Source organism: Cyclobacterium xiamenense, from assembly GCF_009467825.1.
Lineage (GTDB): Bacteria > Bacteroidota > Bacteroidia > Cytophagales > Cyclobacteriaceae > Cyclobacterium > Cyclobacterium xiamenense.
In genome coordinates this window covers 1-23,752 of the sequence record NZ_WIOK01000051.1, presented here as the reverse complement: position 1 = coordinate 23,752, position 23,752 = coordinate 1, and the positions used below count along the sequence as shown (strand labels likewise).

At 49.2% G+C, this 23,752-nt stretch carries 18 protein-coding genes; 11 read left to right on the top strand and 7 right to left on the bottom strand.

Translation table 11 applies throughout. The features are described 5' to 3' along the window. Window positions 1–176 precede the first annotated feature (176 nt). From GCU44_RS22095 to GCU44_RS22070, 6 genes are all read right to left on the bottom strand, one after another. Window positions 177–734, bottom strand: coding sequence for a transposase (locus GCU44_RS22095; protein WP_154859571.1), 558 nt, complete (start codon window positions 732–734; stop codon window positions 177–179). Window positions 735–1,046: 312 nt separating this feature from the next. Beyond that, window positions 1,047–3,113, bottom strand: coding sequence for an alginate lyase family protein (locus tag GCU44_RS22090; protein ID WP_154859570.1), 2,067 nt, complete (start codon window positions 3,111–3,113; stop codon window positions 1,047–1,049). Window positions 3,114–3,205: 92 nt separating this feature from the next. Then, window positions 3,206–3,748, bottom strand: a complete 543-nt coding sequence (locus tag GCU44_RS22085; protein WP_154859569.1) for a HEAT repeat domain-containing protein — start codon at window positions 3,746–3,748, stop codon at window positions 3,206–3,208. 117 nt (window positions 3,749–3,865) lie between these two features. Next, complete coding sequence (locus GCU44_RS22080; protein WP_154859568.1) at window positions 3,866–4,051, bottom strand: Arc family DNA-binding protein; 186 nt, start codon at window positions 4,049–4,051, stop codon at window positions 3,866–3,868. A 4-nt stretch (window positions 4,052–4,055) separates the two neighbouring features. Then, on the bottom strand, window positions 4,056–4,562 hold the full coding sequence (locus GCU44_RS22075; RefSeq protein WP_154859567.1) for a hypothetical protein: 507 nt from the start codon (window positions 4,560–4,562) through the stop codon (window positions 4,056–4,058). Window positions 4,563–4,564: 2 nt separating this feature from the next. Beyond that, window positions 4,565–5,413, bottom strand: coding sequence for an SPFH domain-containing protein (locus GCU44_RS22070; protein WP_154859566.1), 849 nt, complete (start codon window positions 5,411–5,413; stop codon window positions 4,565–4,567). 398 nt (window positions 5,414–5,811) lie between these two features. Between GCU44_RS22070 and GCU44_RS22065 the strand changes: the two genes are divergently transcribed. From GCU44_RS22065 to GCU44_RS22025, 9 genes are all read left to right on the top strand, one after another. Then, the gene (locus tag GCU44_RS22065) at window positions 5,812–7,047 is read left to right on the top strand and encodes an MFS transporter (RefSeq protein WP_092177920.1); all 1,236 of its coding nucleotides are present in this window, start codon (window positions 5,812–5,814) and stop codon (window positions 7,045–7,047) included. A 258-nt stretch (window positions 7,048–7,305) separates the two neighbouring features. Next, the gene (locus GCU44_RS22060; RefSeq protein ID WP_154859565.1) at window positions 7,306–8,949 is read left to right on the top strand and encodes a tetratricopeptide repeat protein; all 1,644 of its coding nucleotides are present in this window, start codon (window positions 7,306–7,308) and stop codon (window positions 8,947–8,949) included. Between the two features lie 45 nt (window positions 8,950–8,994). Then, window positions 8,995–9,159, top strand: coding sequence for a helix-turn-helix transcriptional regulator (locus GCU44_RS22055; RefSeq protein WP_154859564.1), 165 nt, complete (start codon window positions 8,995–8,997; stop codon window positions 9,157–9,159). 153 nt (window positions 9,160–9,312) lie between these two features. Beyond that, the gene (locus tag GCU44_RS22050) at window positions 9,313–10,053 is read left to right on the top strand and encodes a DUF2589 domain-containing protein (protein ID WP_154859563.1); all 741 of its coding nucleotides are present in this window, start codon (window positions 9,313–9,315) and stop codon (window positions 10,051–10,053) included. A gap of 19 nt (window positions 10,054–10,072) precedes the next feature. Beyond that, on the top strand, window positions 10,073–10,357 hold the full coding sequence (locus GCU44_RS22045; protein WP_092177914.1) for a hypothetical protein: 285 nt from the start codon (window positions 10,073–10,075) through the stop codon (window positions 10,355–10,357). Window positions 10,358–10,361: 4 nt separating this feature from the next. After that, window positions 10,362–10,910: a DUF2589 domain-containing protein gene (locus GCU44_RS22040; protein ID WP_154859562.1), complete on the top strand. Its 549-nt coding sequence runs from the start codon at window positions 10,362–10,364 to the stop codon at window positions 10,908–10,910. 39 nt (window positions 10,911–10,949) lie between these two features. After that, window positions 10,950–11,942, top strand: coding sequence for a glycoside hydrolase family 25 protein (locus GCU44_RS22035; protein WP_154859561.1), 993 nt, complete (start codon window positions 10,950–10,952; stop codon window positions 11,940–11,942). A 197-nt stretch (window positions 11,943–12,139) separates the two neighbouring features. Continuing rightward, window positions 12,140–13,075 carry a JmjC domain-containing protein gene (locus GCU44_RS22030; protein WP_154859560.1) on the top strand — a complete coding sequence of 312 codons (936 nt, stop codon included), beginning with the start codon at window positions 12,140–12,142 and terminating at the stop codon, window positions 13,073–13,075. A gap of 275 nt (window positions 13,076–13,350) precedes the next feature. Further along, a complete protein-coding gene (locus GCU44_RS22025) occupies window positions 13,351–14,445 on the top strand; it encodes a mechanosensitive ion channel family protein (RefSeq protein ID WP_154859559.1) in 1,095 nt (364 codons plus the stop codon). A 6-nt stretch (window positions 14,446–14,451) separates the two neighbouring features. Here the strand turns inward: GCU44_RS22025 and GCU44_RS22020 are convergent, their stop codons facing one another. Then, on the bottom strand, window positions 14,452–15,510 hold the full coding sequence (locus GCU44_RS22020) for a glycoside hydrolase family 43 protein (protein WP_154859558.1): 1,059 nt from the start codon (window positions 15,508–15,510) through the stop codon (window positions 14,452–14,454). A 176-nt stretch (window positions 15,511–15,686) separates the two neighbouring features. On the opposite strand from GCU44_RS22020, the gene GCU44_RS22015 reads away from it, so the two are divergent. Both GCU44_RS22015 and GCU44_RS22010 read left to right on the top strand, forming a co-directional pair. Beyond that, entirely contained in the window at window positions 15,687–18,161 is a 2,475-nt protein-coding gene (locus GCU44_RS22015) for a right-handed parallel beta-helix repeat-containing protein (protein ID WP_161994003.1), read from the top strand. 558 nt (window positions 18,162–18,719) lie between these two features. Beyond that, a complete protein-coding gene (locus tag GCU44_RS22010; RefSeq protein WP_161994002.1) occupies window positions 18,720–23,639 on the top strand; it encodes a malectin domain-containing carbohydrate-binding protein in 4,920 nt (1,639 codons plus the stop codon). The last annotated feature ends 113 nt before the right edge of the window (window positions 23,640–23,752 follow it).

Genomic DNA, 23,752 nt, shown 5'->3' with positions numbered 1-23,752 from the left:
TTAAGACAACATAATTTACCTAAAGTAGGCCGGTTTTCATAAGGAAAATCGGCTTATTTTGTCTCAAGAGGCCATTTTTTTCTTAACTTAATAGCATTGGAGAAACCCCAAAGGTCAATACGCATAACCTTTGAGGTCTTTGAGACCTCGAAGGTTTTCACCGCAGATTTGTACAATCATTCCAAAGCAAACTCCTCAGAGATATCAGATTCCCTATTAGTATGATGTGCAAGTTTAAACCCGTCCAACCCTCCAAACCACTCTAAAACCATTTCCCGATTTAGTTTGGAATGTTTTTTTGATAAATAACTTCGAAAAGAAGAATACTTCCAATCCAGAGGTTCCTTGGTCAGTTTATGTTTAATAGGATTGAGATGAATGTAAATAACAATTCTGCTTAAATAATCCTCGTTGTCGATTTTTTTGCGCTTAAATTTTCTTTGAAATAATGCACCGTTTCTTTTGAATACTTTGTTTATACTTTTGCTGTAAGAATTCAGGAAATCAGAAAAAGCTTTGACGATTTTATCGTTGGTTACACCCCTATTTATTTTTATCAGAAAGTGAAAATGATTTGGAATAAGACAAAAAGCCAAGGTTTGCACATTTTCACCTAAAAAATGATCGTATTTTTCCAGGAAGTAGCCATAATTGTCTTCATTTTGAAAAAGCCTTTCATTTCCAATGGCTCTACTGTATACATGGTACACACATTCAGCATCAAAAACATCCATCGTGAATATATCGTTTAGGCGAATTAAAATAATCATTCTCTATGAAACCCGGAAAGAAATATACGGGTTTTTCCAGCCCAACGGTCATAATCTATAACCTTTGAAGTCTTTGAGACCTCGAAGGTTTCAAACGTACACGTTCCAAGAAAGACCTTCGGGGTTGGAGAAACCCCAAAGGTCAATACGCATAACCTTTGAGGTCTTCGAGACCTCGAAGGTTTTTTTCGTAAACGCTCCGACTCAGACCTTCGGGGTTGGGAAAACCCCAAAGGTCAATATCTATAACCTTTGAGGGCTATTTTCTTTTTTAAACTACCGCATCACCTCGCTGACCGCTACCGTATCGCGATCGTAGTAGGGGACCTGAAGTTCCCAGGATTCTCTCCCGACCTGCACTTCCACCGTTACATAGGTATCGGTTTCGGACAAAACCCGCGCCCGATAGCTGGTGTCGTCGGAGGAAGAGGACCGCGGCAACAGCAACCACACCAGCGTTTGTGTCGCAGGAATTCGTAGCTCGAAACTGGTAAGCGTGTTGGGTTCGTACCGATTGTATTCCGGACTGTACCAGCCCTGGATCTCGGGAATTTCTTGTCCCCTGATCGATCGTAGGTCAACGTCGCTTGGTCGGGAAACCAGGGAGAGGGTAAGCGATCCACCCGGATGGCTGCCTGCTACCTCCAGTCCCTGCAGCTGCAAGGCTATATCGGGATGCCAGTGCCACAATGCCTGTACCGTTCGCGGCCGATCGCTGCTTATCCGATCGGCAATCAACCAAAATTTGCCGCGCAGGTACAGGAGGCTGCGGCTGTGGGAAACCTCCCCTTCCAACCCTTCGAACCGGTCGAAAGACTGGCTTCCAAAATCGTAGCGTTCGGTGATTTCGACAAAGCGCCGATCCAACGGAGAACTGGCGTGGGTGGGCCCACTGCCCTGTCCTTTTCCATCCAGTAGCAACACGTTATGCCCCTGACTTCCCCGGGCATAGGGGCGAAACTTCTCGGCCAATGCACCGGTATACGCAAACCTTCCTGCGTCAACCAGAAAGTCTTGCCCAAATGCACTTACCGAGAGGTGCAATTTGTCGTTGTGCTGATGGCCGCTTCCCCAGGGCCCCATGTCAAAAAAGGACCAATGGGCCAGGGAATCGAACCCACTTCGGCTAATGAGTTGCCCCGCCCAGGGAAAGAAATAGGAGGGTCCATCTGAAGGAAGGCTCCCGTTTTTTCCATTGCTGGCGATATAGGCCCAATCGGGCCTGTCAAATGCATCGGCCCCGCGTAAAATCAACTCCCGGTCACTGCCCCGGTCTCCGTCGTTGTTTAGGATCCGGTAGCCGTCCGGGCGCACCGCACGGGCGATGTAGCCATACATTCGTTGGATCGTTTCGGGAAAAAACGCTGGCAGCTCCCGCCCAGCCACTTCACAAATGGACTGAAAGAGTTCGAAGTTATGAAGGGAAACGTTGTGGTAATGAGAGGTTAGCTCGGTTTGTACGCCGTCGGGATACACCTGGTCACGCATGCTTTCGGTCATGGCCCCGATGGCGTAGTCCAGCCAGGCATCGGAATCCTTAAATTCTGGAAAGTAGGCGGCTACGGTAGCCAGCGCGGATATTTCCATGGTCAGCCAGTTATTCCCCCCGTGAAAATGCCGGTTGTAATGGGCATGGTCGGGCAGGCTACTCAGTAGGAGCAGCCGGGTAGCAGGACGTAGGTAGGTACTCCCGTTCATGGCATAAAACAGGCGGGTCCATGCTTTGGCCCTTGCGGCCACTTCCAGCCCGCGCCAGATGGACTCCGTTCCTTTTTCGGCCGGATAGGGCATACTTTTTAAAATAAAATCCCGCATAAACCGATCCAAGTACACCGCATAAACCGGATTTCCTGTTTCAAAATAGGCATCCATGACTTGCAGCAACTGACTGTGCCGGTTGGATAACCAGGCCCACTCCCGGTCATTATTTGGGCCCTTGTAATACCAATCCCGGTGGCCATCAGGAAGAATGGGCACCTTCCCTTTCACATTTTGTATGGTAAATACGTCCTGCAGGATGGTATCGGCTGCTGCTATCCTTCCGTTGCCCCGAGCCGGCAAGTCCCTTGCCAACGATTGCGCAACAGGACTGTGCGCGTAGTAAGCCAGCAATTTGTCGGCTGCCTCTACCCAATCGCCCTGATCCCGGGCTGCTTTTACGGCAGCCAGTTCCGGAAGATCCAGGTCCAGGTGTGAAAAAATACCGCGAAGGATTTCGGGATGTGCCTCGTAGAGATCGGCGGTGGTATGCAATTTTTCCCAGGATTGTTGCGCAGGGCTGATGCCTATGGCGCCAAGAAACAGGAGCAGGGAAAACAGGGCTGTACAGAAGGTTCGGATCATGGGTTTGGGTAATGGTTCGGTTCGGTTTGGGTTGAATTGGGATTACGGTAAGAGCGGCCGCTTCCGCGAAGGCGCTGCCCACCAAGGCTGAATCAGGGTTCGGTCAGCAACTCCTGCAGTTCCTTTAGGATGGTTTCGGCTTCTTGCTTCTTTAACAGAAAGCCCTCGTCTTCTTTCGGGGAATTGTTCAGAAAATGCTGCCGGTGCTTCTCGGCTTTCTTAAGCGTCCGGTGGCTAATTACAAACTCCTCGTAATCCAAATGTGCTTTTGCCAGGGCCGAGGATTTGAAATTACCAAATAGGTAAATGCGAAAGAGGTCCACAAATTTCTCACTCAGGTCAAACTCCTCCAGCAAGGAGACCAGGCCGCCGTTCTTCCCGGCATTGGCAGGTTTGTGAATCACCTCCAGCAGTACATCCAGGGATTCCTCCTTGCCCGTTTCCATCATCGCCAGGGTTTTGGTTGCCAAAAATGCCTGATCCAGGGTGCCCTCTTTGAGTACCCGGAGCAATTCGGCCTGTACCTGTGGCCCTCCGATGCCGGCCAGACGGGTTGCATGACGCAAGGGTTCTGCCTCCTGCTCGTCCAAAAGCCGGGCGATCCATTCACGTATTTTTTCTTCTTCAGTATCCATAACATATCGTTCTGCCTGCCGGAGCTTTCCGGACAGCCCATTCCAAGGGGATAGAAAGTTCCAAAAAATTACCGAACCAAACAACCCCTACGCCGGGGGGCCGCCAAAACAGCCTGCTTATTCCTTGGTTTTTTTATCGCCGGACGAGGTACGCCCCGGTAGCCGGCCTGCTTTCTTCAATGCCTCGTGTACGATCCATTCCAATTGTCCATTCGTACTTCTGAATTCGTCGGATGCCCATTTTTCCACGGCCTTCATCAGCCGCTCGTCTATTCGCAGGGCAAAGGGTTTTTTCTGCGCCATAATCTTAGTTTCCTACATTCCATGCTTCCCAGGCAGCCATAAATTCCTTTGTTCGGCGGGTACTGAGTACGAAGCTGCGGTCTTTGAGAAAAACCCGCACGGCATTTCCAGAACTAAACAGGTACCGCCATTCGCCGTTCCAGCCCCTGCGTATACCGAGGCTTCCTCCCAGGCGCAAGCCCGTTCCTCCAACCCAGTTGAAGGGGCCGGTGGAAAGGAGCTGCATGTCCGTTATCTCCTCCCACCGGTATTTTCGCCAGGAATTCACAAAGGGAGGACTTCTGAATTGCAATCCTGAAGGATCCATTCGGATCTCCAAACGCATGTGTAAAAACAACAGCAGCAAGCCCCCGCTCAGCAGCAAAACCAGCCCAAAACTAATCCAGGCTTGCACCGGCTGATCTGCGGAAAAGCCCTCCGAAACCGCCAATATTCCGATACCGAGTTGGAGTAGCAAAACTAGGGGAAATGCCCAGGTCTTTTTCAGTGGCTGAATTTCGTTGTATACCATGCTTAGGGGTTTAGCGTACCCACATTGACTACCGGACTGGCATTCTTGTCCGAGCAAAGCACCACCATGAGGTTGCTCACCATCGCTGCTTTTTTCTCGTCTTCAAAATCGATGATGCCTTTTATCTTCAGGTCCTCCAGCGCCATTTCTACCATACCCACGGCACCGTCCACGATCATCCTCCGTGCCGCGACAATGGCCGTGGCCTGCTGCCGCTGCAACATGGCCGAAGCAATTTCAGAGGAATAGGCCAAATGTGAAATGCGGGCCTCGATGACCTTGATTCCGGCATGCTGCAGCCGGTCGCTAATTTCATCCTCCAGCGATCGGTTGACATCTTCCACGCCCGAACGCAGGGTCACTTCCGCATGCTCGTCTTCAAAATTATCGTAGGGATAGGTGCCTGCCATTTTTCGTACCGCTGCATCGGCCTGCAGGTGCACAAAGTTTTCGTAATCGTCCACATCGAAGGAAGCCTTGAAGGTATCTTCTACTTGCCAGACCACAATGGTGCCCACCATCACCGGATTACCAATCTTGTCGTTCACCTTGAGGGGTTTGTTCTCAAAGTTTCGTACCCGCAACGAAATCTTTTTCTTGGTCATAAATGGATTCACCCAAAAAAAGCCATCGGCCTTTACGGTTCCCTTGTACGAGCCAAACAGCAACAGCACCATGGCCTTGTTGGGCTCGACAATAAAAAAACCAGGCAATAGCAGAAAAAAGGCCAACGAAAGCGGAAACGCCAGCAGGAGGGCTTTGCCGGTAAAGGCGAAAATGGCCAGGGCCAGGGTGAGCAGCACCACGAGCAACATCCGGTAGCCGGATTGAGGTTTACTTATTTTTTCCATAGCAGTGTGAATTAAAATGATATCATAATGATATACGATTGACAGGTTGCAAAGGTTCACGTCTGCCTTCGGATTTTTTCATTTTCGCAGGGTTTGCTACGGATCGGTCCCATATTTCAGGGCTCCCACCCCGCCTGGAGCCTCAGTGACAAGGCTGGCTAGCGGGTCTGCTGCGCTGGCGGCAGCCGGCCGTACGGCACCCCTAACTGCCTGAATGGTAGCTACCAAAGGAATTGCTGTTGGTACGCGTTTTCCGAAGAATACTACCTGAACATTTCAAATAATTGGTGATAATTCCAGAAAAAAGGCAAAAGGTAAAATCAATTTTTTTTATATTGTCCGGGTGATTTGTTTGATCACCCAAAACAACATTTAAAAAACTTCTAAACCCAAACTCAATGAACGAGAACATTAACAAAAGCGCACTCTTTAACGGGAGCTGCTTTGCGCTGATCACCACCGCTTTTACCTTCAGTATTCGGGCTGGGATCTTGCCACAGCTTGGAGAAGATTTTGGCCTTAGTGCCGCCCAACTTGGGTTTATCAACTCCATGTGGTTTCTGGGATTCCCCATCTCCATGATCATCGGAGGTATCGTGTACCATTCATTTGGTGCGAAAAACATTATGCGGGTAGCCTTTGTGGCGCACACGCTGGGTATCCTCCTGACCATTTATGCAGGCGGATATACCACCCTGCTGATCTCTACGCTTTTTATCGGTTTCGGTAACGGATGTACCGAAGCGGCCTGTAACCCCATGATTGCTGACATGTACTCCGGCGTGAAGATGAACAAGATGCTGAATCGGTTCCACATGTGGTTTCCGGGAGGCATCATGCTGGGAGCGATCATCTCCAACGTAATGAGTAGCATGAACCTGGGCTGGGAAGCCCAAATGTGGATCACCATGGTGCCCACGGTGATTTATGCGGTGTTGTTTTATGGCAAAGCCTTTCCAAAAGCCAAGGTGGAAGGAGCAACTTCTCTGGGCAACAACTTCAAGGCACTGTTTAGCCCGGTTTTTCTATTCCTTTTCGTCTGCATGGCCCTTACGGCTATCACCGAATTTGGCCCGCAGCAATGGGTGAATATCATCCTGGCAAACAGCGGTGCAAACGCAATGATAATCCTGGCCCTGACTACCGGGGTGATGGCAGTCGCCCGCTTCTTTGCCGGTCCCGTGGTTGAAAAACTGGGACAAACCGGGGTTCTCCTGGCTGGAGCAATTCTGGCAACCATCGGCATCTACCTTTTCAGCATGGTTACCGGAGGCATCGCCTACTTTGTAGCCATCATTTTTGCCCTGGGCGTAGCCTATTTCTGGCCCGTAATGGTGGGAGCCGTGGCCCAACGAGTTCCGTTGAGCGGTGCCCTCGGCATGTCCATCATTGGTGGCATCGGGATGTTTTCTACGGCTATCTGGCAACCCATCATCGGTGGATGGATCGATAGCTCCCGGGAAGAAATGCAGGCAGAGGGATTTTCCGGCGATCAACTGGAGTTGTTGGCAGGACAGGCTACGTTACAAAGTATGGCCTTGTTTCCTGCCATACTGATCGTATTGTTTGTCATTTTCTTTGTCTGGCAGAAAAATTCCAGAAAAACCGAAATGGTGAGCCCCGTTACGCACTAAAATGGTAACCTCCCGATTTCGGGAACACCCACAAAAAGAGCCGGCGAACGATTCGCCGGCTCTTTTTTTGTCCGACCTCCAATTAATCTACGCTTCAAAGCTATTTTTATGTTTTTCACGTACTGTATTTTGCTTTTTAATCAACCAATTGTTTTTTAAAATGAGTTTTTAGCATAGAAAAAAATTTTCCGCTACATTTAATACGAGAATAAACCGCTGCATATCCGGCTATTCAGAGAAAATTAACAGGCATAAATCGTGAAAAAGCACCTATCCTACACGTTGGTTTTTCTCCTTGCGGGAGTTATTCTTGTCGGTAATCCCCTTCTGGGAAAGACCATAAGCAGGGATAGCGTACGGGTGCTACTGGATCAATCCAATGAATTGGCCTATATACAGCCCGGTTTGTCCCAGGCGTATGCAAAAGCTGCCTACGAACTAACCCGGGGAATGCCGGACCCAGCGCTGAAAAGCGAGGCTGCACAGGTAGTGGGATACAGCTATTACGATCAGCGAAAGCTATCGCTGGCCCGGCACTATTTTTTGGAGGCGCTGCGCCTGAGCGAAGCGGCCGAACTGGGGGAATTGAACGAAAAAAACCACCATGCCCTCTATCAGCTGTATCGACGAATGGAGGATTTTGAAAATGCCCGCAAACACATCGAAAAGGCGCTGGCGCATGCAAAATCGCTGGGGATTCCCCGGCGTCTTGCGGTCAACCACAGAGGACTGGGCGAACTGTACCGTGAATTGGGCGTAGCGGATGAGGCCATTTCTAGCCTCCATCGTGCCATGAAGGTGCTCAACCAATCCGGAAACGTATTGGACTATCCCCTCTACATTGATTGTGAAACGAGTCTCGGATTGATATACAAAGACCTGGAGGATTTCGACCGGGCGAGGGAACACTTGCAAGCGGCTCTTTTGTTGGCCGAGCAGCAGGCACTGCCCGTTCAATCGCTCTACGCACACCTGAATCTGGGTCTGGTTGTCAAAAAGCTGGCCGATCGGCATCCAAGCCCCGATAGCCTGTACCAGCTAGCTTCCTTCCACAACAAAACTGCTTTGGACCTGGCCCAGAAGCAAAACCGGAAACCCGAGACCGCAATCGTTCTCACAAACATGGCATTTTTGGCCTTTGAACGGGGGAAATTGGACCTGGCCGACACCTTGCTTCAGCGAAGCCTTTCCCTCAAGGAAGAAATCGGGAACTTGCGAAGTCTGGGATATGCCTACTGGCTCAAGGGAAAACTGGCTGCCGCCACCCAGCGCTCACCGGAAGCGATTCAGCTCTACTTGCAGGCGATTTCCTACGCCCAACAAGGCAAGGACCTTCCCCTCCACCGCGATCTTGTCGACGATTTGTCAGAGGAATACTTCCGCACAAACGATCTGGTATCCTACCGCAAGAATCTGGAGCTAAAGGAAATGCTTAGCGATAGCCTGATTAATCTGAACAAAGCGAAAAACATCGCCCGTTCCGAAATTTTCTTTGAACAGGATCCGGATTTTACCCCGCTCCAAGCCCAACCCCAAGGCGGTGCTGCCTTTCTAGGCTGGGCGCAATGGCTGCTAAGCGGGCTGGCATTGGTATGTCTGCTGCTACTGGTTTATTTGTATTACCGACTTCGGATCAAAGAAAAATTAATTCGGGTGGTCGATTCTCAATTGAAGGAAAGTAGAAAGCGACAAGAGCGATTGAACCGACAACTGCTCGCCTATTCCCAACGGCTGGCCAATTCTGTAACTAAAAACAAGGAACTGCTCCATCAATTGAATCAATCTTCTGCGGCGAGCGCACGTCAGGAGGCGCTGGAAGCCCTATCCCGATTTCGAATCTCCAAAACGGAGGACCTGCGTACTTTTCGGTTGCTGTTCGAAAAAGCCTTTCCCGGCTATTAGGAAGGGTTACTGGAAGAAGTTCCCGACCTGACTGAAAACGAACGCATGATTGCTGCCTTGTTTAAACTGGGGTACACCACGCAGGAAATGGCAGATGTACTGGGGATTTCCTACGATGGCACGAAAAAGGCCCGGTATCGCCTGAAAAAAAAGGTGGCTGCCAGGGCTGGACAACCCGAGTTGGCGCCGCTCTCCGGCATGTGGAAGTAAGCTAGAAAAACCCCATTTCCCACGGATAAACCGCCATTAGGGATGCATTGTCTACTTTTTGTCCACCATTACCGGTAAGAAAAGTAAGAAATGATTGGCAACTTACCGGGTATATTTTGACAACCTAACTTTTAACCTTAAAACAAACGTAAGATGGCAGAAGGATTAGTAAACATGTCTGATCAGTTCAAAGGCCTGCCCATGCAGGATTTGATTGGAGGACCATTAAATGCTGCGGTTACGGCAAACGTGAAATTAGCCCAGGCGACAGCTGATTTTATCAACACGGTGGGATTCACCCAAGTGCCGGTGGACAAAAAACCGGGCGAGTTCACCACAGGGGCAGCCCGTATGCTGGATTTTGAATTTGAGCGGCCGGGCATATTTGTACCGGAGGTCACGGACAAAAACCCAACGCCCGTTCCACAGCGAACCATTGAGGAGGTAAAAATCCGGGTACCCATGCTGGCCGTGGTGCCCATTCCAAACCTACAGGTAGATACCGTAGACATTACCTTTGACATGGAGGTAAAAAGCAGCACCTCGGAAACCAGTTCGACGGACATGAACGCATCGGCCGATGTATCGGCGAAGATTGGCTGGGGTCCGGTCAGTGCCACCGTAAAAATCCACGGCTCGGTCGCCACACACAAAGAAAACACCCGGACTTCCGACAATTCGGCCAAATACCACGTACAGGTCACCGCTTCCAACCACGGCACACCGGAAGGACTGGCGCGGGTACTGGACATCATGGCGTCTGCGGCCTCTCCGAATGACGTGAAGGTAGCACCGCTTGCCGCCGGAAAAGACCGGGATCCGAAAACCGGAAAAATCAAGGACGCGAACTTAAAGCCGGTTAACCCCGATGGGTCTCACGAAGCACTGAGCTGATCGTCACGATGAAAACAAAATGATCAACAGTACGACCAAAACGTTGGAATTGGGCGATGTTACCTATGTCAAACGCGTGAGCATAGGTAACATCAACCCCAACAGTCCGTTGAACGAAGAGCAACAGGAGCGACAGATGGCACTGCTGAATAAATGCCTGAACGAATACCCCAAAGGCAAGATAATCGGTAAGGATATTTCCGTTGGGGTTTTTCAGATCGGTGATCACCAAATCACCCTTCAGCGCACGACCTATCATGTCGGATTTTTGAGAAAGCCAGTTTGGCTGGAAGATAATACCTAACCTTATGGCAAAAACAATCAAATTGGACAACCTGCTGCAGGCCATCCACCAGTCGGTACTGGAAGCACAACTACTTACCGAGCAGCAGCATTTGGAACAACTACACCGGTATTTTGAATGGCCGGAAGACGAAAATGAAAAAAACGCGGAGCAAGCGCCCCATATCCACCGAAACGGGGGTATAGCAAAAACCTGGGCGGTGGAGGTACCAAATCTCCATCCCGACGCAGCTCCTGGCAGCACGACGACCATACAGGTTCCCCTGATGAGCCTGATCCCCCCGACGGCCATAAAAATAAAAAACATGGTCGTGGAATTTAAAGTCGCCCTGGGTGAGCTGGTGGACGAGCGAAAGGAAGGCAGAAACCTTTTTAAGAAAAACCAACCCGCTCCGGATGCCCCTTCCCTGGGAATCGATTTGGGGGGCGTTTCCGGAGGTGGATTTTTTGGCAAAAAGACACCATTGGCTCGTATCAAAATAGAGTTTGAGGCGGGAGAGCCTGCCGAATCCTTTTTACGAATCAACGATCACCTGATCAAATCCATCATTTAGCCACCGATCCCCCAAGAAACTACCTGTATCAAGGGATTCATGAAAAAAAGGGACATGTACAGACGGATACTATTTGTAATGCTCGTGGGATTTTTCCTGATGTTCAGCATGTTGCTTCTGGTGATCTTAAACCTCACTGGCCTGGTCGATTTTGGAAAAACCGTACACGAACACCACATCTATCTCGCAGATGGGCTCAAGGAAAAAAGCTATGTGCTGCCGGAAACGACCGCATCGGACTCATTGCCTGCCCTGCCCCTCTTCTATGCCGGACATTCTGCTCCCAATGGATCCGGAGAAATACAAGACCGCGGACAGCACTACGACAGCATGCTGCTGTTTTTTAATGCAAAAGACCGGGAATGGGGCCCCGGCCACCAGACCCATGGATATTATGGCATCGATGTTTCCCATTGGCAAAATGTGATCGATTGGCAGGCTGTAAAAAACGATTCCCTTCCCCATCCGGTCAGCTTTGTGTTGATCAAGGCCACGCAGGGGGCCAAAGCCACCGATCCGTATTTTCGCCGGAACTGGGCTGCCGCCGGAAGTCAGGGTTTGATCAAAGGAGCCTACCACTTCTATCAATACAAGGATCCACCGCTCGATCAGGCCAGGCACTTTATCAGTCAGGTAACGTTACAAACGGAAGATGTCTTACCGATCGTCGATGTAGAACTGGACTGTACCCACTGTACCCGACCGGAGATTTCCGACAACCTGCTCATAAAAAATCTAGGCATTTACCTGGAGGCCATCGAGAACCATTACCGGGTAAAACCGATCATCTACACCTACGAAGCCTTTTACCAGACACATTTGAAGGGGCATTTTGAGGAATACCCCTACTGGATGGCGCGGTTTTCCTCCAAACCTCCTGCCGAATTCCACCTTTTTCGGGACAGCATTTCGGTACCAGAGGTAGCCATGTGGCAGTTTACCGATTCTGGAAAAATTCCCGGTATACCGGGAAAAACAGACATGAGCTTTCTTCCTGCCTCCCTACGAGACCGGATCCTGATCCCAAAGTAATCCCCCCTGCCTGCGGCTAGCCCGCCCGGCTTTCGTTTGGGAAACTACCGATGAAGCCCCTCCAGGCATTGGAAGTACACCCTGTCGCCAGCATCCGGTGCCGAACCCATTTGCCAGAAAGCCGAAATAGTTGTAAATTCCGCTATGGAATGTCGTTGATCGGCAGAAACCTTTAACCACTAAAATTGCTCAATGCCATGCGTAACAAAATCCCTTTGCTATCCCTCTTTGTCCTACTTTGCGGGCCGGTCTTGGCCCAGGAAGCGAGCCAGGTGAAATTCGCCAAACTTCACGAACCGGGTGCACCGGGGCTTTCGGCCATTAAGGAAGCCTTTACGAAAAACAATCCCGGCTACGATTTAGCCTACCTGCATGATGTCCGGGAGGTGCCGGGGGAAGGAATTACGCGGGCTCTCTTTGTCCAGCAGGGAGGCGGTACGGCGAAGATCACGGACGATCAAGGGGCCAGCAAAAGCTCAAAAGTAGCTGTCGGGGACATTGTTTTACTGGACGCCGGCGAAAAGATGGAAGCAGACAGTCTGCTCGGTCTGCTCGTGTTCACTGTACCCGAAAAACCCTCCAATGCGATCCCGGCTTTTGTGCGTCCGGATTGGGACCCCAATATCACGGATACACCGGGCGGATGTGCTACCGAAACCAACGCTTACCGGCGCATCTTGCTAACCTGGCACGAGGATGTGGGAAGCTATCTTTATCATTCCATCACTGCCCATCGGGTTCGAATCATGGATTCCTTCAGCCATTATCATCCAAAAGACCAAGGTTTTGACGAGTTTTACCTGGTGCAAATGGTCCTGCCTGGTGCGAAACTTTTTACCAGCGAAAAAGTAGAACAACTTGCCAGTCCCGAAGATATCACAAAAGAACAGGTCGAGGGCCTTATCCAGGAGCATTCCCTGGAAGTGGGGGACCTTATCTACCTGCCCCGAGGCGTGATGCACCGGGGATTTGGAGGGGTATTGGCCCAGGTGATCACCGTGCCGGGATTTATTCCGGGTTCTCAATACGGTGTGGATCACTTTTTACGACAGATCAACGAAAACCTGGGACTTAAAGCCGGGGAAGCCCTGCCCTTTAATCGGCAGGCCTCTGCTTTTCAGGTCGTTCTATGAGACACCTCCGGTTCCCGCTATCACGGGGTGACACCGATTTCCCGCGCTCTCGCTACCAGCAGTGCCGGGAAGTAAACAGACCGGCAAGTTTACCCAAGATCAACGGCAGCCCCAAAAACCAGGAGATCGCTTCGAAAACCCCCTGAATCGGACAAAAACGCCGGTAAATTTCCTAAATTTGTCTGAATCTGAACATCGTCCGAAAGAAATCATAGCCGCTTCTGTCGGGCGGAATATTTTGTCCATCCGAATTACCAATCAAAATACAGCTCACCATGATACAGGAATACTTCAAACAGGAATTCTGGAATAACAGCGTACAGGACTACTTTTTTGCGCTGGGATTTATTCTGATCGGAATAGGAATTGTCAAGCTGTTTAAGCGCTCCATGCTTCAGCGGATAAAAAAACTTACCGAAAAGACCGATACAAATCTGGACGATTATTTATTTGAAATCGTCGAGCGATTTGTCCTGCCAGCGATTTACCTTTCCATCTTTTTTTGGGGAATACAGACGCTAAGGCTTTCCAATATGCTCGCCACCAGCGTATCGGTGGCTCATAAAGTCGTATTGACCTACTACGGCATCAAAGTCATTGCGAACCTACTAGCAATGGTTCTCCGCTCCTACGTGAGAAAACAAGAAAACGGAGAGGAAAAGGTCAAGCAAATTGGTGGTATCATTCTACTGGTCAACGTGCTGATCTGGGCTCTGGGCATTTTGTTTCTTTTTGATAACATGGGGTACAATGTCACCGCCATCATCACCGGATTGGGAATCGGAGGTATAGCCGTGGCCCTGGCGGCACAGAATATTCTCGGCGACCTGTTCAATTATTTTGTCATCTTTTTTGACCGGCCCATCGAGATCGGTGATTTTGTGGTAGTAGACGATAAAAACGGGATCGTCGAACGAATCGGCATCAAAACCACCCGCATCAAAACTTTGTCCGGAGAAGAATTGGTGGTGGCAAACAGCGACCTGACCAGCTCCCGTATACATAATTATAAAAAAATGCAGCGGCGCCGGATTCTATTTTCTGTAGGAGTCACCTACGAAACGTCTTCGGATACGCTAAAAACAATACCGGGAATGCTCCGGGAAATTGTGGAGCATCAGTCCCCCGTGACCTTTGACCGGGCCCATTTTAAGGCTTTTGGCGATTCCAGCCTTGATTTTGAAGTGGTCTATTTCATTGAAGTGGCCGACTACAACACCTACATGGATATACAGCAGCAGATCAATTTTGAGATTTTTGACCGGTTTACGGCAGCTGGAATATCCATCGCTTTCCCAACCCGCACGCTCTACCTCAGAAACGAAACCGACCAACACCTACAGGTGGCCCAGGTGGACGCGCAGAAATAAACACGATTACTCGGTTTCTCCTGAGGGAAGGGGAAGTGGCATGCCGGCGGGGACAGGTACCCCAAAAACTGGATTGCCGGATGCGTCCCAGGAAAAGGGTTGCAGGCGTATATCCCGGTCCCATCCCGGTTTGACGGATTTTTTGGAATGATACAGCAACCAGTGTTCGCTCCCATCGGGTGATGTGGCGAAGCTGCAGTGGCCCACCCCCAGTACCTGCTCGGTTCCTTCAAACACCGGCCCGCTCTTTACCCAATTATCCGAATCAAGCGGGTCCAGGCCCGGCTCTTTTAATTTCAACTGACCAAGTCGGTATTCGGTTAACCAGGATTCCCGCGTGGAATAAATGATAAAGGTCTCTCCGTCTTGCAAAAGTACCTGAGGACCTTCGTTTAAATCCAGCGGCCCGCCCGTTTCCCAGGGTTGATCCGGAGAAGACAGTTTGACCCGGTTGCTGCAAACGGTTTCGGGGTTACACATTTTGGCAATGTACAGGTGTTGCGGCGTTTTATCGGTAGGTTGATTATCTTCCCAGCCAGACCAGACGGCGTACAGTTGTCCCTGAATGGTTACCGGACTAAGATCAATCGCCCATTTGATGGATTGCGGGTCGGGATAGTGATCCCCGGTGTACAGCATGCCCAGATCCTCATAGGCGCCCAGGGGATCCGGACCGACCGACTTGAGCACTCCCGATCGCTGATGAATGAAGGGAGTACCCGGTTCTTTTCCTGCAGCATAATAGATGTACCAATGTCCGTCGAAAAAATGAATCTCCGGGGCCCAGATACTGGCCCGATTCCAACCCGTTTCCGGAGCTTTCCAAACCTGTACGGGTGTTCCCTGCTCGGTAAGTTTCGGAGAAACCGAGACAGCGATCCCGTTTCCCGTACTCATTGAATAGTAATAGGAGCCGTCTTTTTGGTATACCCAGGGATCTGCTCCATCCCGAATGGGATTGGTGAAGGTCTGTTCCTGTCCGCAGGCGGCCAGAAAAACCAACAGGAGCGAGGCAAAACAAGCCTGCGTGGAATGAAAAAAAACGCCGCTTTTTTGCCGACGCATTGTGTTTTTTTGTATCATGGCTGTTTCGTGTGAATAGGGGCCAATTTTCACAAAACCACGTACCATTTTAACAGGTAGTGGCCTTGGTTAGGTAGTGGTTCCTTTTCCCGCGGGAAAGATTGCCTCCGCCAAAAATGGCAAGGCGTTTCCCGCGAAATGCCAACGTGTACCTTGTTATGGATATAAAGCTAGATGGATTTGCTCAGAAAATCACAACCGCCATGCGGTTTTTATGGATATTGGGGTGGATTTCAACAGCCCTGCCCCTATCCGCTGCCAACTATTACCTTTCCTCCACAACCGGAGACGACGGGCATAGTCCCAGCCAGGCACAAGATCCGGGAACACCCTGGCAAAGCCTGGAACGATTGAACCAATTTATCCCGGAGCTGGCTCCGGGAGATTCCGTGTTGCTAAAAAGAGGCGATGTCTTCTACGGAACGCTGCAGCTCAGAAAATCCGGCAGCGCGGACAAGCCCATTTTCTTTGCTTCGTACGGGGAGGGAGCGCTTGCAGTGATCACCGGACTTTCGAGCCTGACCGGCTGGGAATCCCATGGTTCGGATATTTATTCCGCTGCATTACCCCCAGCCATCGGTCGGATTCAGGTAGTGACCCTCAACGGTGTGCCCCAGGCCATGGGTCGGTATCCCAATTCGGACGAACCCAACAAGGGCTACCTGACTCCGGAAGCTATTCCCGCAAAAAACCAGGTAAGTCATCCGGATTTTCAACCATCTGGGAATTGGGTAGGAGCAGAACTGGTGATGCGGAAAAACCACTGGATCATCGACCGGCAAAAAATCGTGTCGCAGGAAGGCGGCACGTTGACTTTTTTACCAGGTTCGGGTTACGAACCAAAGAAAGGCTACGGCTTTTTTATTCAAAACCACCGGAATACATTGGACCAACACGGAGAATGGTACCAGGACGAAACGAACAAGCGACTCTACCTATGCCTGAAAGAGGCGGATCCTGATTCCCTGAAAATTGAGGTTAGCGGTATCGAAAACCTCGTGACAACCCTGCCCAATACCCGGCATGTGGTCCTCCACGGTTTGCACTTAGAAGGGGCCAATGCCACGGCGCTACTGATACGGGGCGGAAGCCATTTCCGATTTTCGAGTGGAAAAATCGTACATGCGGGAGAAAATGGGATCCTCGCCCAAAACATGGATCACCTCGTGCTGGAGAATTCCGAGATTCGAAATGCCTATAACTCCGGCATCTACCTGCGTTCCGGTAATTTCCAGGCAACCATCCGGGACAACCGGATAGAAAATACATTCGTTTTCCCAGGAATGGGTCAAAACGGCGATAATAATGGCTTTGCTATTTATAGCGTGTCCGATGCGGATACCATTGCTCAAAATAGCATCGTACGCGCTGGCTACGTAGGTATTGGCTTTAGGGGCAGTCGTACCCTGGTAAAAAACAACCTGGTCGATGGCTTTTGCCTCACCAAGGGAGACGGCGGCGGCATCTATTCCTACACCGGCAGGTCAAATCCGGGCTATACCGAACGGGTAGTAACGGGAAACATCGTCCGCAATGGCGATGGCGCCAGGGAGGGGACTCCCCTGCAGGGAACAGACATCCCCGCCCCCGCCGAGGGAATTTACCTGGACGATAATGCCGAACAGGTGCTGGTCACGGACAATACCGTCTACGGAATAGCAAATAGAGGCATTTACCTGCACAACACCCAACACATAACGGTACGTAACAACCTCGTATTCGATGCCGGGTACCTGCTTTTTTTAGCAGACGACGAACTGGGGCAGCCGTTAAAACACCTGCAATTCTCCGAAAACATTCTGATAAAAAAAGAGGCTTCTCAGGTGGGGATGGGCGTTCGATCGGGATCGTTTGATTTTGACGCCATGGGGATTTCCGACAAAAACCACTACCTGGACCTATCGGGCACCGGGATTTCTTTTTTTACCCGAAATACGCAGCTAAAAAGCGACCGATTTTATACCCATGAGGCGTGGAAAAACGCAGCAAAATGGGAAGCAACTACCATGATTGCGCATTACCCGGCACAGGGATCCGATATTCCCGGAACGAGCATCGCCTCTTCTTCGGCTGTAGTTCCGATTTTGAAGGGAGGCGCTTCCTGTACCGGCGGCTGCCAGCTTAGCTGGGAACCGGAGGGACAAATTCGGATCGCAGGAACGGATGAAACCTCCGAAGTCAAAATACCGCTTTCGGGATATCGTCGGGGGATTGGCTATCAGGTATCGCTATCAGGTTCTTCTTCCGGGGAGGCAGTCATGGAACTTTACCTACGCCAAAACGGTGCCCCTTACCAAAAACTGAGCGCCAGCCGGGTGGTGGTTTTGGGCAATGACCAAAAGCAGGCTCAGGTAAATTTCAATCCATCCCCTTACGAGGGAGCAACAGCACTGATACTAAAGTTATTTCAGGGAAAGCAGCAAACGATTCTTAGAAATTTGAAGCTGGTACCCTTGTCTGAAAAAAGACAAAAACACCCTGCCGATTTTTTCGTGCTGGCAACCAACCCTGGCGGAACTACCAAACAACTACCCTTGAACGGTACCTACACCGATATTTCCGGGAGGGAATACAAACAAACGATCGCTCTTGCACCCTATCGAGGGATCTTTTTGCTCAAGGAAATCGAGTAGTCCTTTCGACGAGAATATCAGGCGTATCTACTTTTTTGATCAAGATCTCCACTCAGGGCTGGGTATAAGGGACCCCTTTTCCCTAACATTTCCAAAAAAATCAGTGTCTTCGGAGACTTTCGGAAACCTCCGTCTCCATAAGGATATCCTTTCCTTGGCGAGGAAACATGGATGAATAAGGGTCCGAGTAAAAAAAATCAATTTTTTTTCAATTTTTTTTTGCAGGTACTTTTTCAGCACTATCGGCAATAAAATTATTCCCAAATACAGAATTGAAATCACATAGGCGAATTATTCAATTCCAGCCTTCCTCCAACGAATATTTCAGAAATAACAAAATTTGGTTTTAAGTATTTTATATCATTAATTATTCAAATCAAAGATGTTTTTAGAATATCATTTTGCTATATATGAAACTCAAAAAATTTAATTTCAACAATCAAAATACTGTTTTGAGAATTTATACGCCAGAAAAGATAGGATAAAATGAATATTCCCTCAAAAAATATCAAGAAGAAAAACAACAGAATAATTGTCAAAAATATAATTTCTGAAATCATGAAAACACGTGTAGTACTAATCGCCATTTTTTCTTTCCTGGTGATCACAGCGGCTTCTGCCGCCGATTATCATTTTTCCAGCGAAAGAGGAGACGATTCCAGAAGTTTCGCTCAGGCGCAAAATCCTGACACTCCCTGGAAGTCCATTGAAAAACTGAACGCGGTCTTTCCTTCCTTACAACCGGGTGATAAGGTGCTTTTACGCCGGGGCGAAACATTTTTCGGAACCATCGTTATGAGCAGTTCGGGGACATCAAGCAGCCCGATTACCATTGGTGCCTACGGAAGCGGTGCAAATCCCGTCATCACGGGCATGGTAACCCTAAGCAATTGGAAATCCCTCGGAAATGGGATTTACGAAGCGGGTCATGCACAGTTGAAAAACAAACCCACCACCCTGGTAGCTTTTAATGATCGCGACCGGGAAATGGGCCGATATCCCAATACAGACAGCGGTAACAAAGGGTATCTTACCTACGAACGTACATCCTGGAATTCCATCACGGACAACGAGTTGAGTTCCTGGCCCAACTGGACAGGTGCGGAAGTAGTCATTCGAAAAATCTACTGGATCCTGGATCGGCACAAAATCACCTCTCATTCAGGAAACACAATCAATTACGCTACCAATAATGAGACTACTTACCAGCCTAAGGCTGAATTTGGTTACTTTATCCAAAACCACATCCGTACCCTGGACCAACTGGGTGAATGGTATTACGATGTAAGTGCCGCAAAACTTAAGATGTTTTTTGGTAACGAGTCGCCTGCTTCCCATTCCGTACAAATTGCCGCTCTCGACTTCCTGTTAACTCAGGTTAGGCGTGTAGATCATGTGGTAATCGAAAACCTCCATTTCCGGGGAGCCAATTCACATGCCATCGAGCTCAAAACAGGTAATAATGTGGCCATCAAAAATTCCAAAATCGAGATGGTCGGGGTAAACGGGATTTATGCGCATGGCAGCTATCGCCTGTTACTTGAGGGCAACGAGGTAGCCGACGTGCACAACTCTGCGATAGAGCTTAACTCCTGTGATGATGCCGTTATCCGGAACAATTACATCCGAAATATCCAGCTTTTTCCTGGCATGGGTAAATCGGGCGAAGGAAACGGGTTTGGCATTTTCTCTCCCAATGACAACAACCTGATTGAAGGGAACCGTATCATCAACTCGGGCTACATCGGCATCCGTTTTGGCGGAAACAATACAATGGTGAAAAATAACTTCATCAACCATTTCAATAAAACAAAAAATGACGGAGGGGGAATCTACGTATATACTGGTAATAACAACCAAACTTTTTACAATAGAAAGGTTATTGGAAACATTATCCTCAATGGGCAGGGCGTGGTCGAAGGAACGAATATTCGTTCTGCACTGGCAAAACCACAGTCGGAAGGGATCTACCTCGACGATAACACTACCGGAGTAGAGGTAGCTTACAATACCGTCGCCAATATTTCCAGCAAAGGAATCTACCTGCACAATGCCCGTAAGAACCACATTCATCACAATACAGTATACAATAGCACCTATCAGTTGTTTTTTAGAAACGACAACATGGGAGACGACATTCGGGAAAACGTGATCGAAAACAACATCTTTTTTACTCAAAACGGAGCACAGAACAACCTAAACGCAAGTTCGATTAAAAACGATATCGGTCAAATGGCTTCGTTCAACAACAACGTATACGCCAGCCCAATGACCGACAACTTCCGCATAATCACCAAACACAACATGGGTACCAGTAGCGAGGTGACGAAAGTATTGGATCTGGATGGCTGGAAAGCACTATACGGCAAAGACGCCGGATCCAAAATCCATCCGGTATCCATTCCCGCCTTCGAAGTAAACGGCACGGTCGGCAACAATAAATACGATAACGAAGGTTTTGATAGCCACGCAAATTACGTGACTGCAAAAAATGCAAGGACATCCTGGGTAAGTAACTCAAAATTAGATAAAGGAGCACTTCGGGTGACCGGCTCAGGCTCGTTTGAATTCAACCTCAGCGTGGGAAAAGTGGTTGAAGGAGCCAATTACCTGGTTCGATTCAGCGGTATCGCCAACAAATCCTTTGCCGGCAAGCTTTATTTTAGAGAGCGGTCTTCGCCCTGGAGAACCGTCAGTGCCGTGAATACCGTGGAATTTTCCACCGAAAGAACCGAATACGAAATCCTGCTCAATCCTGCCGTAAGTTCGGCGGAAACTGCACTTATGTTTAAGTTTGACAACGTAAGTTCTGCGGACTTTCAGCTGGATAATCTGAGTGTCTACGAAGCCGATTTGCAGCTAGCCGACCCGGAGGAAAAAATATTTTTTGCCTATAACGAGACGAATTCGGAAAAAACGGTGAGCCTTCCCGGTGAGTTTGTGGACATGGACAACAAGCCTTATTCTGGTAGCATCAAAATAGCGCCTTTCCGATCCGTGATTTTAATTAAAACCTCGTCAGAAAAAGTCAGTCAACCTGCCCCCATACAGCAGGCCCGGGTCATTATTCCCGAATACGGATCAGGCATGATCGAGGGAGACGATGTTCCCATCACCTTGCAAGTGGACGAAGGAAGGGAACTGGAAGTAGAAAAGGTCAATTACTACTACTGCGAAAAATTGATCGCCACAGAAACAGAGAGTCCGTTGGATTGCACCTGGGAAAACATTCCCTTCGGATCGCACTACCTTTATGCCGAGGCGGTGGATCTTTATGGAAGAACTGTTTTTTCAGATAGCGTAGCCATTCAAGTCAAAAAACAAAATATCCTCCCTATCATCACCCTTACCGAGCCGCTTGCGGCAACGGAAATCGGTGTCGGAGAAAACCTGGTGGTGTCCGGTTCGGCAATCGATCTGGACGGAGAGGTAATGAAAGTTGATTTGATGGTCAATGGAAACTCCGTCGCCAGCACTACGACTTCCCCGTTTGAATTTACCTGGAATTCCACACAAGAAGGCACCTTTGCCCTTGCATTGCAAGCAGAAGACAACGAAACGGGCAATGCCCTTTCCGACGAAGTACAAATCGTCGTTCGCGCCAAGGATGCCCCTGTCGATGTGACTCCGGTCGACAACACAGGGTCAACCGAAACTACCGAAGAGGAGGTACCGGCCTATAGCTTGTTTGTAAACCTCGGAACACAAAAACAAATTGTTTATGGAGGCATCGATTTTGAAGGAGAGCAGGCAGTAACCAATCTGATAAGCGGCAAAACCTACACCTTCTCCAATACCAAATTTCAGGAACCGTTGTTCCAAACCGAACGAAACGGATCAAATTTCACCCTGGCAATCCCGGTTCCAAACGGAACCTATACCGTCAAAACCTACCACAACGAGTTGTTCTTTGGACATTCCGGTCCATCTGCAACTGCTGGACGACGGGTTTTTGATATCCAATTGGAAGGCACTACCGTTAAGGATAACCTGGATTTGTTTAAAGCGAATAACAACCAGCCACTGGAGCTTACCTTTGAGTCCATCGAGGTAAGGGATGGAAAGTTGGATCTGGGATTGATTGCTTCCGTCAACCGTGGAACCATTAGCGGACTGGCTATTATCTCCGAAACCGGCACGGAAAGTATGGTTACTGAATTGGTGCCGGTAATGCGATTAAACGCCGGATCCAGCAGAGCAGTACAGTACGAGGCACAGGAGTTTGTTTCAGATGTCAACCTGGGGTATTTCGGCAGTTCGTCTACCTATACCAACACTTCAGCCAGTACCCAGCCGTTATTCCAGACGGAGCGAAATGCACAAGTACTCAACTACAGCATTCCTCTTCCAAACGGAAGCTACACCATCAAAACCTACCACAACGAACTTTGGTTTGGTAAAGGCGGCCCTTCTGCCAAAGCAGGAAACAGAGTCTTTGACTTTTTTCTGGAAAACACCTTGGTAAAAGACGGTTTCGACATCTTTGTCGAAAACAACAATCAACCTACCGTCCTTACATTTGAAAACATAGAGGTAAAAGACGGAGTACTAAGTCTGAGCATGGTGGCAAGTGAAAACCGTGCCTCACTATCCGGCCTGGCCATATTTACCGAGACAACCGTAGTCGAGGCGGGAACAGACCATGTGTTCTTCATGAATACCGGAGGAGGGTCGGATGAGCAACTGAATGGTGACCTCTACATCGCCGAGGAAAATAACGAGGTATATTACAACTCGCCGTCCTACCGGTTTGAAAATAGCAGGGCCTCTCAGGAACCGCTTTTCCAAAGTGAACGAAATGGAGAAAAGTTGGCGTACGCCATCCCTGTGCCAAACGGGACCTACACAGTACTTACCCTGCACAACGAACTTTGGTTTGGACATGCTGGACCATCCGCTGCTGCCGGTAGGAGGATCTTCGACCTGGCATTGGAAGGACAAGTAGTGAAAAAGGATTTTGATATCTTTGTGGAAGGTAACAATGCACCGACCCTGCTCTCCTTTGAAAACATAACCGTTACCGATGGGGTACTAAACCTGGACCTGAATGCAAAAGAAAACAGGGCAAGTATATCCGGTATCGCCATCATCGGAAACAACGCGAAGAATGCGATTGAGGGCGGAAACCTACGCGGATACCGTGAAATGTTTAGTAGGGGATACAAAGAGATGTTCGGCAGAGGATACAAGGAGATGGACGTTTACGCTCCGAATACCGAACAAAATAACGCGTCGATTTTCCCGAATCCAGCCAGAGACAAAGCTACCCTGGTGCTCGACCAGGAAATTGGCCAGGGAAGAGTGCTCATCCACAACATGAGCGGTCAGCTAGCTAGCCAGTACGAGTTGGATTGGATTCGGACATCCGGAAACCAGTTTACCATTCCATTGGACAACCTCGCACAGGGAATGTACCTGATCAGTGTCAGCAATGACCAAACGATCGTCAGCCAAAAACGACTGATAGTAAATCCTTAAGTCGAAAAAGCAATGAGGCTGTCCGAAAAGGGCAGCCTTTTTTATGCGGCTATTTTTCCCGAATATTCGGAAAAGTTTGAATCTCCACTATTTGGTGGCACTGATAAACTAAA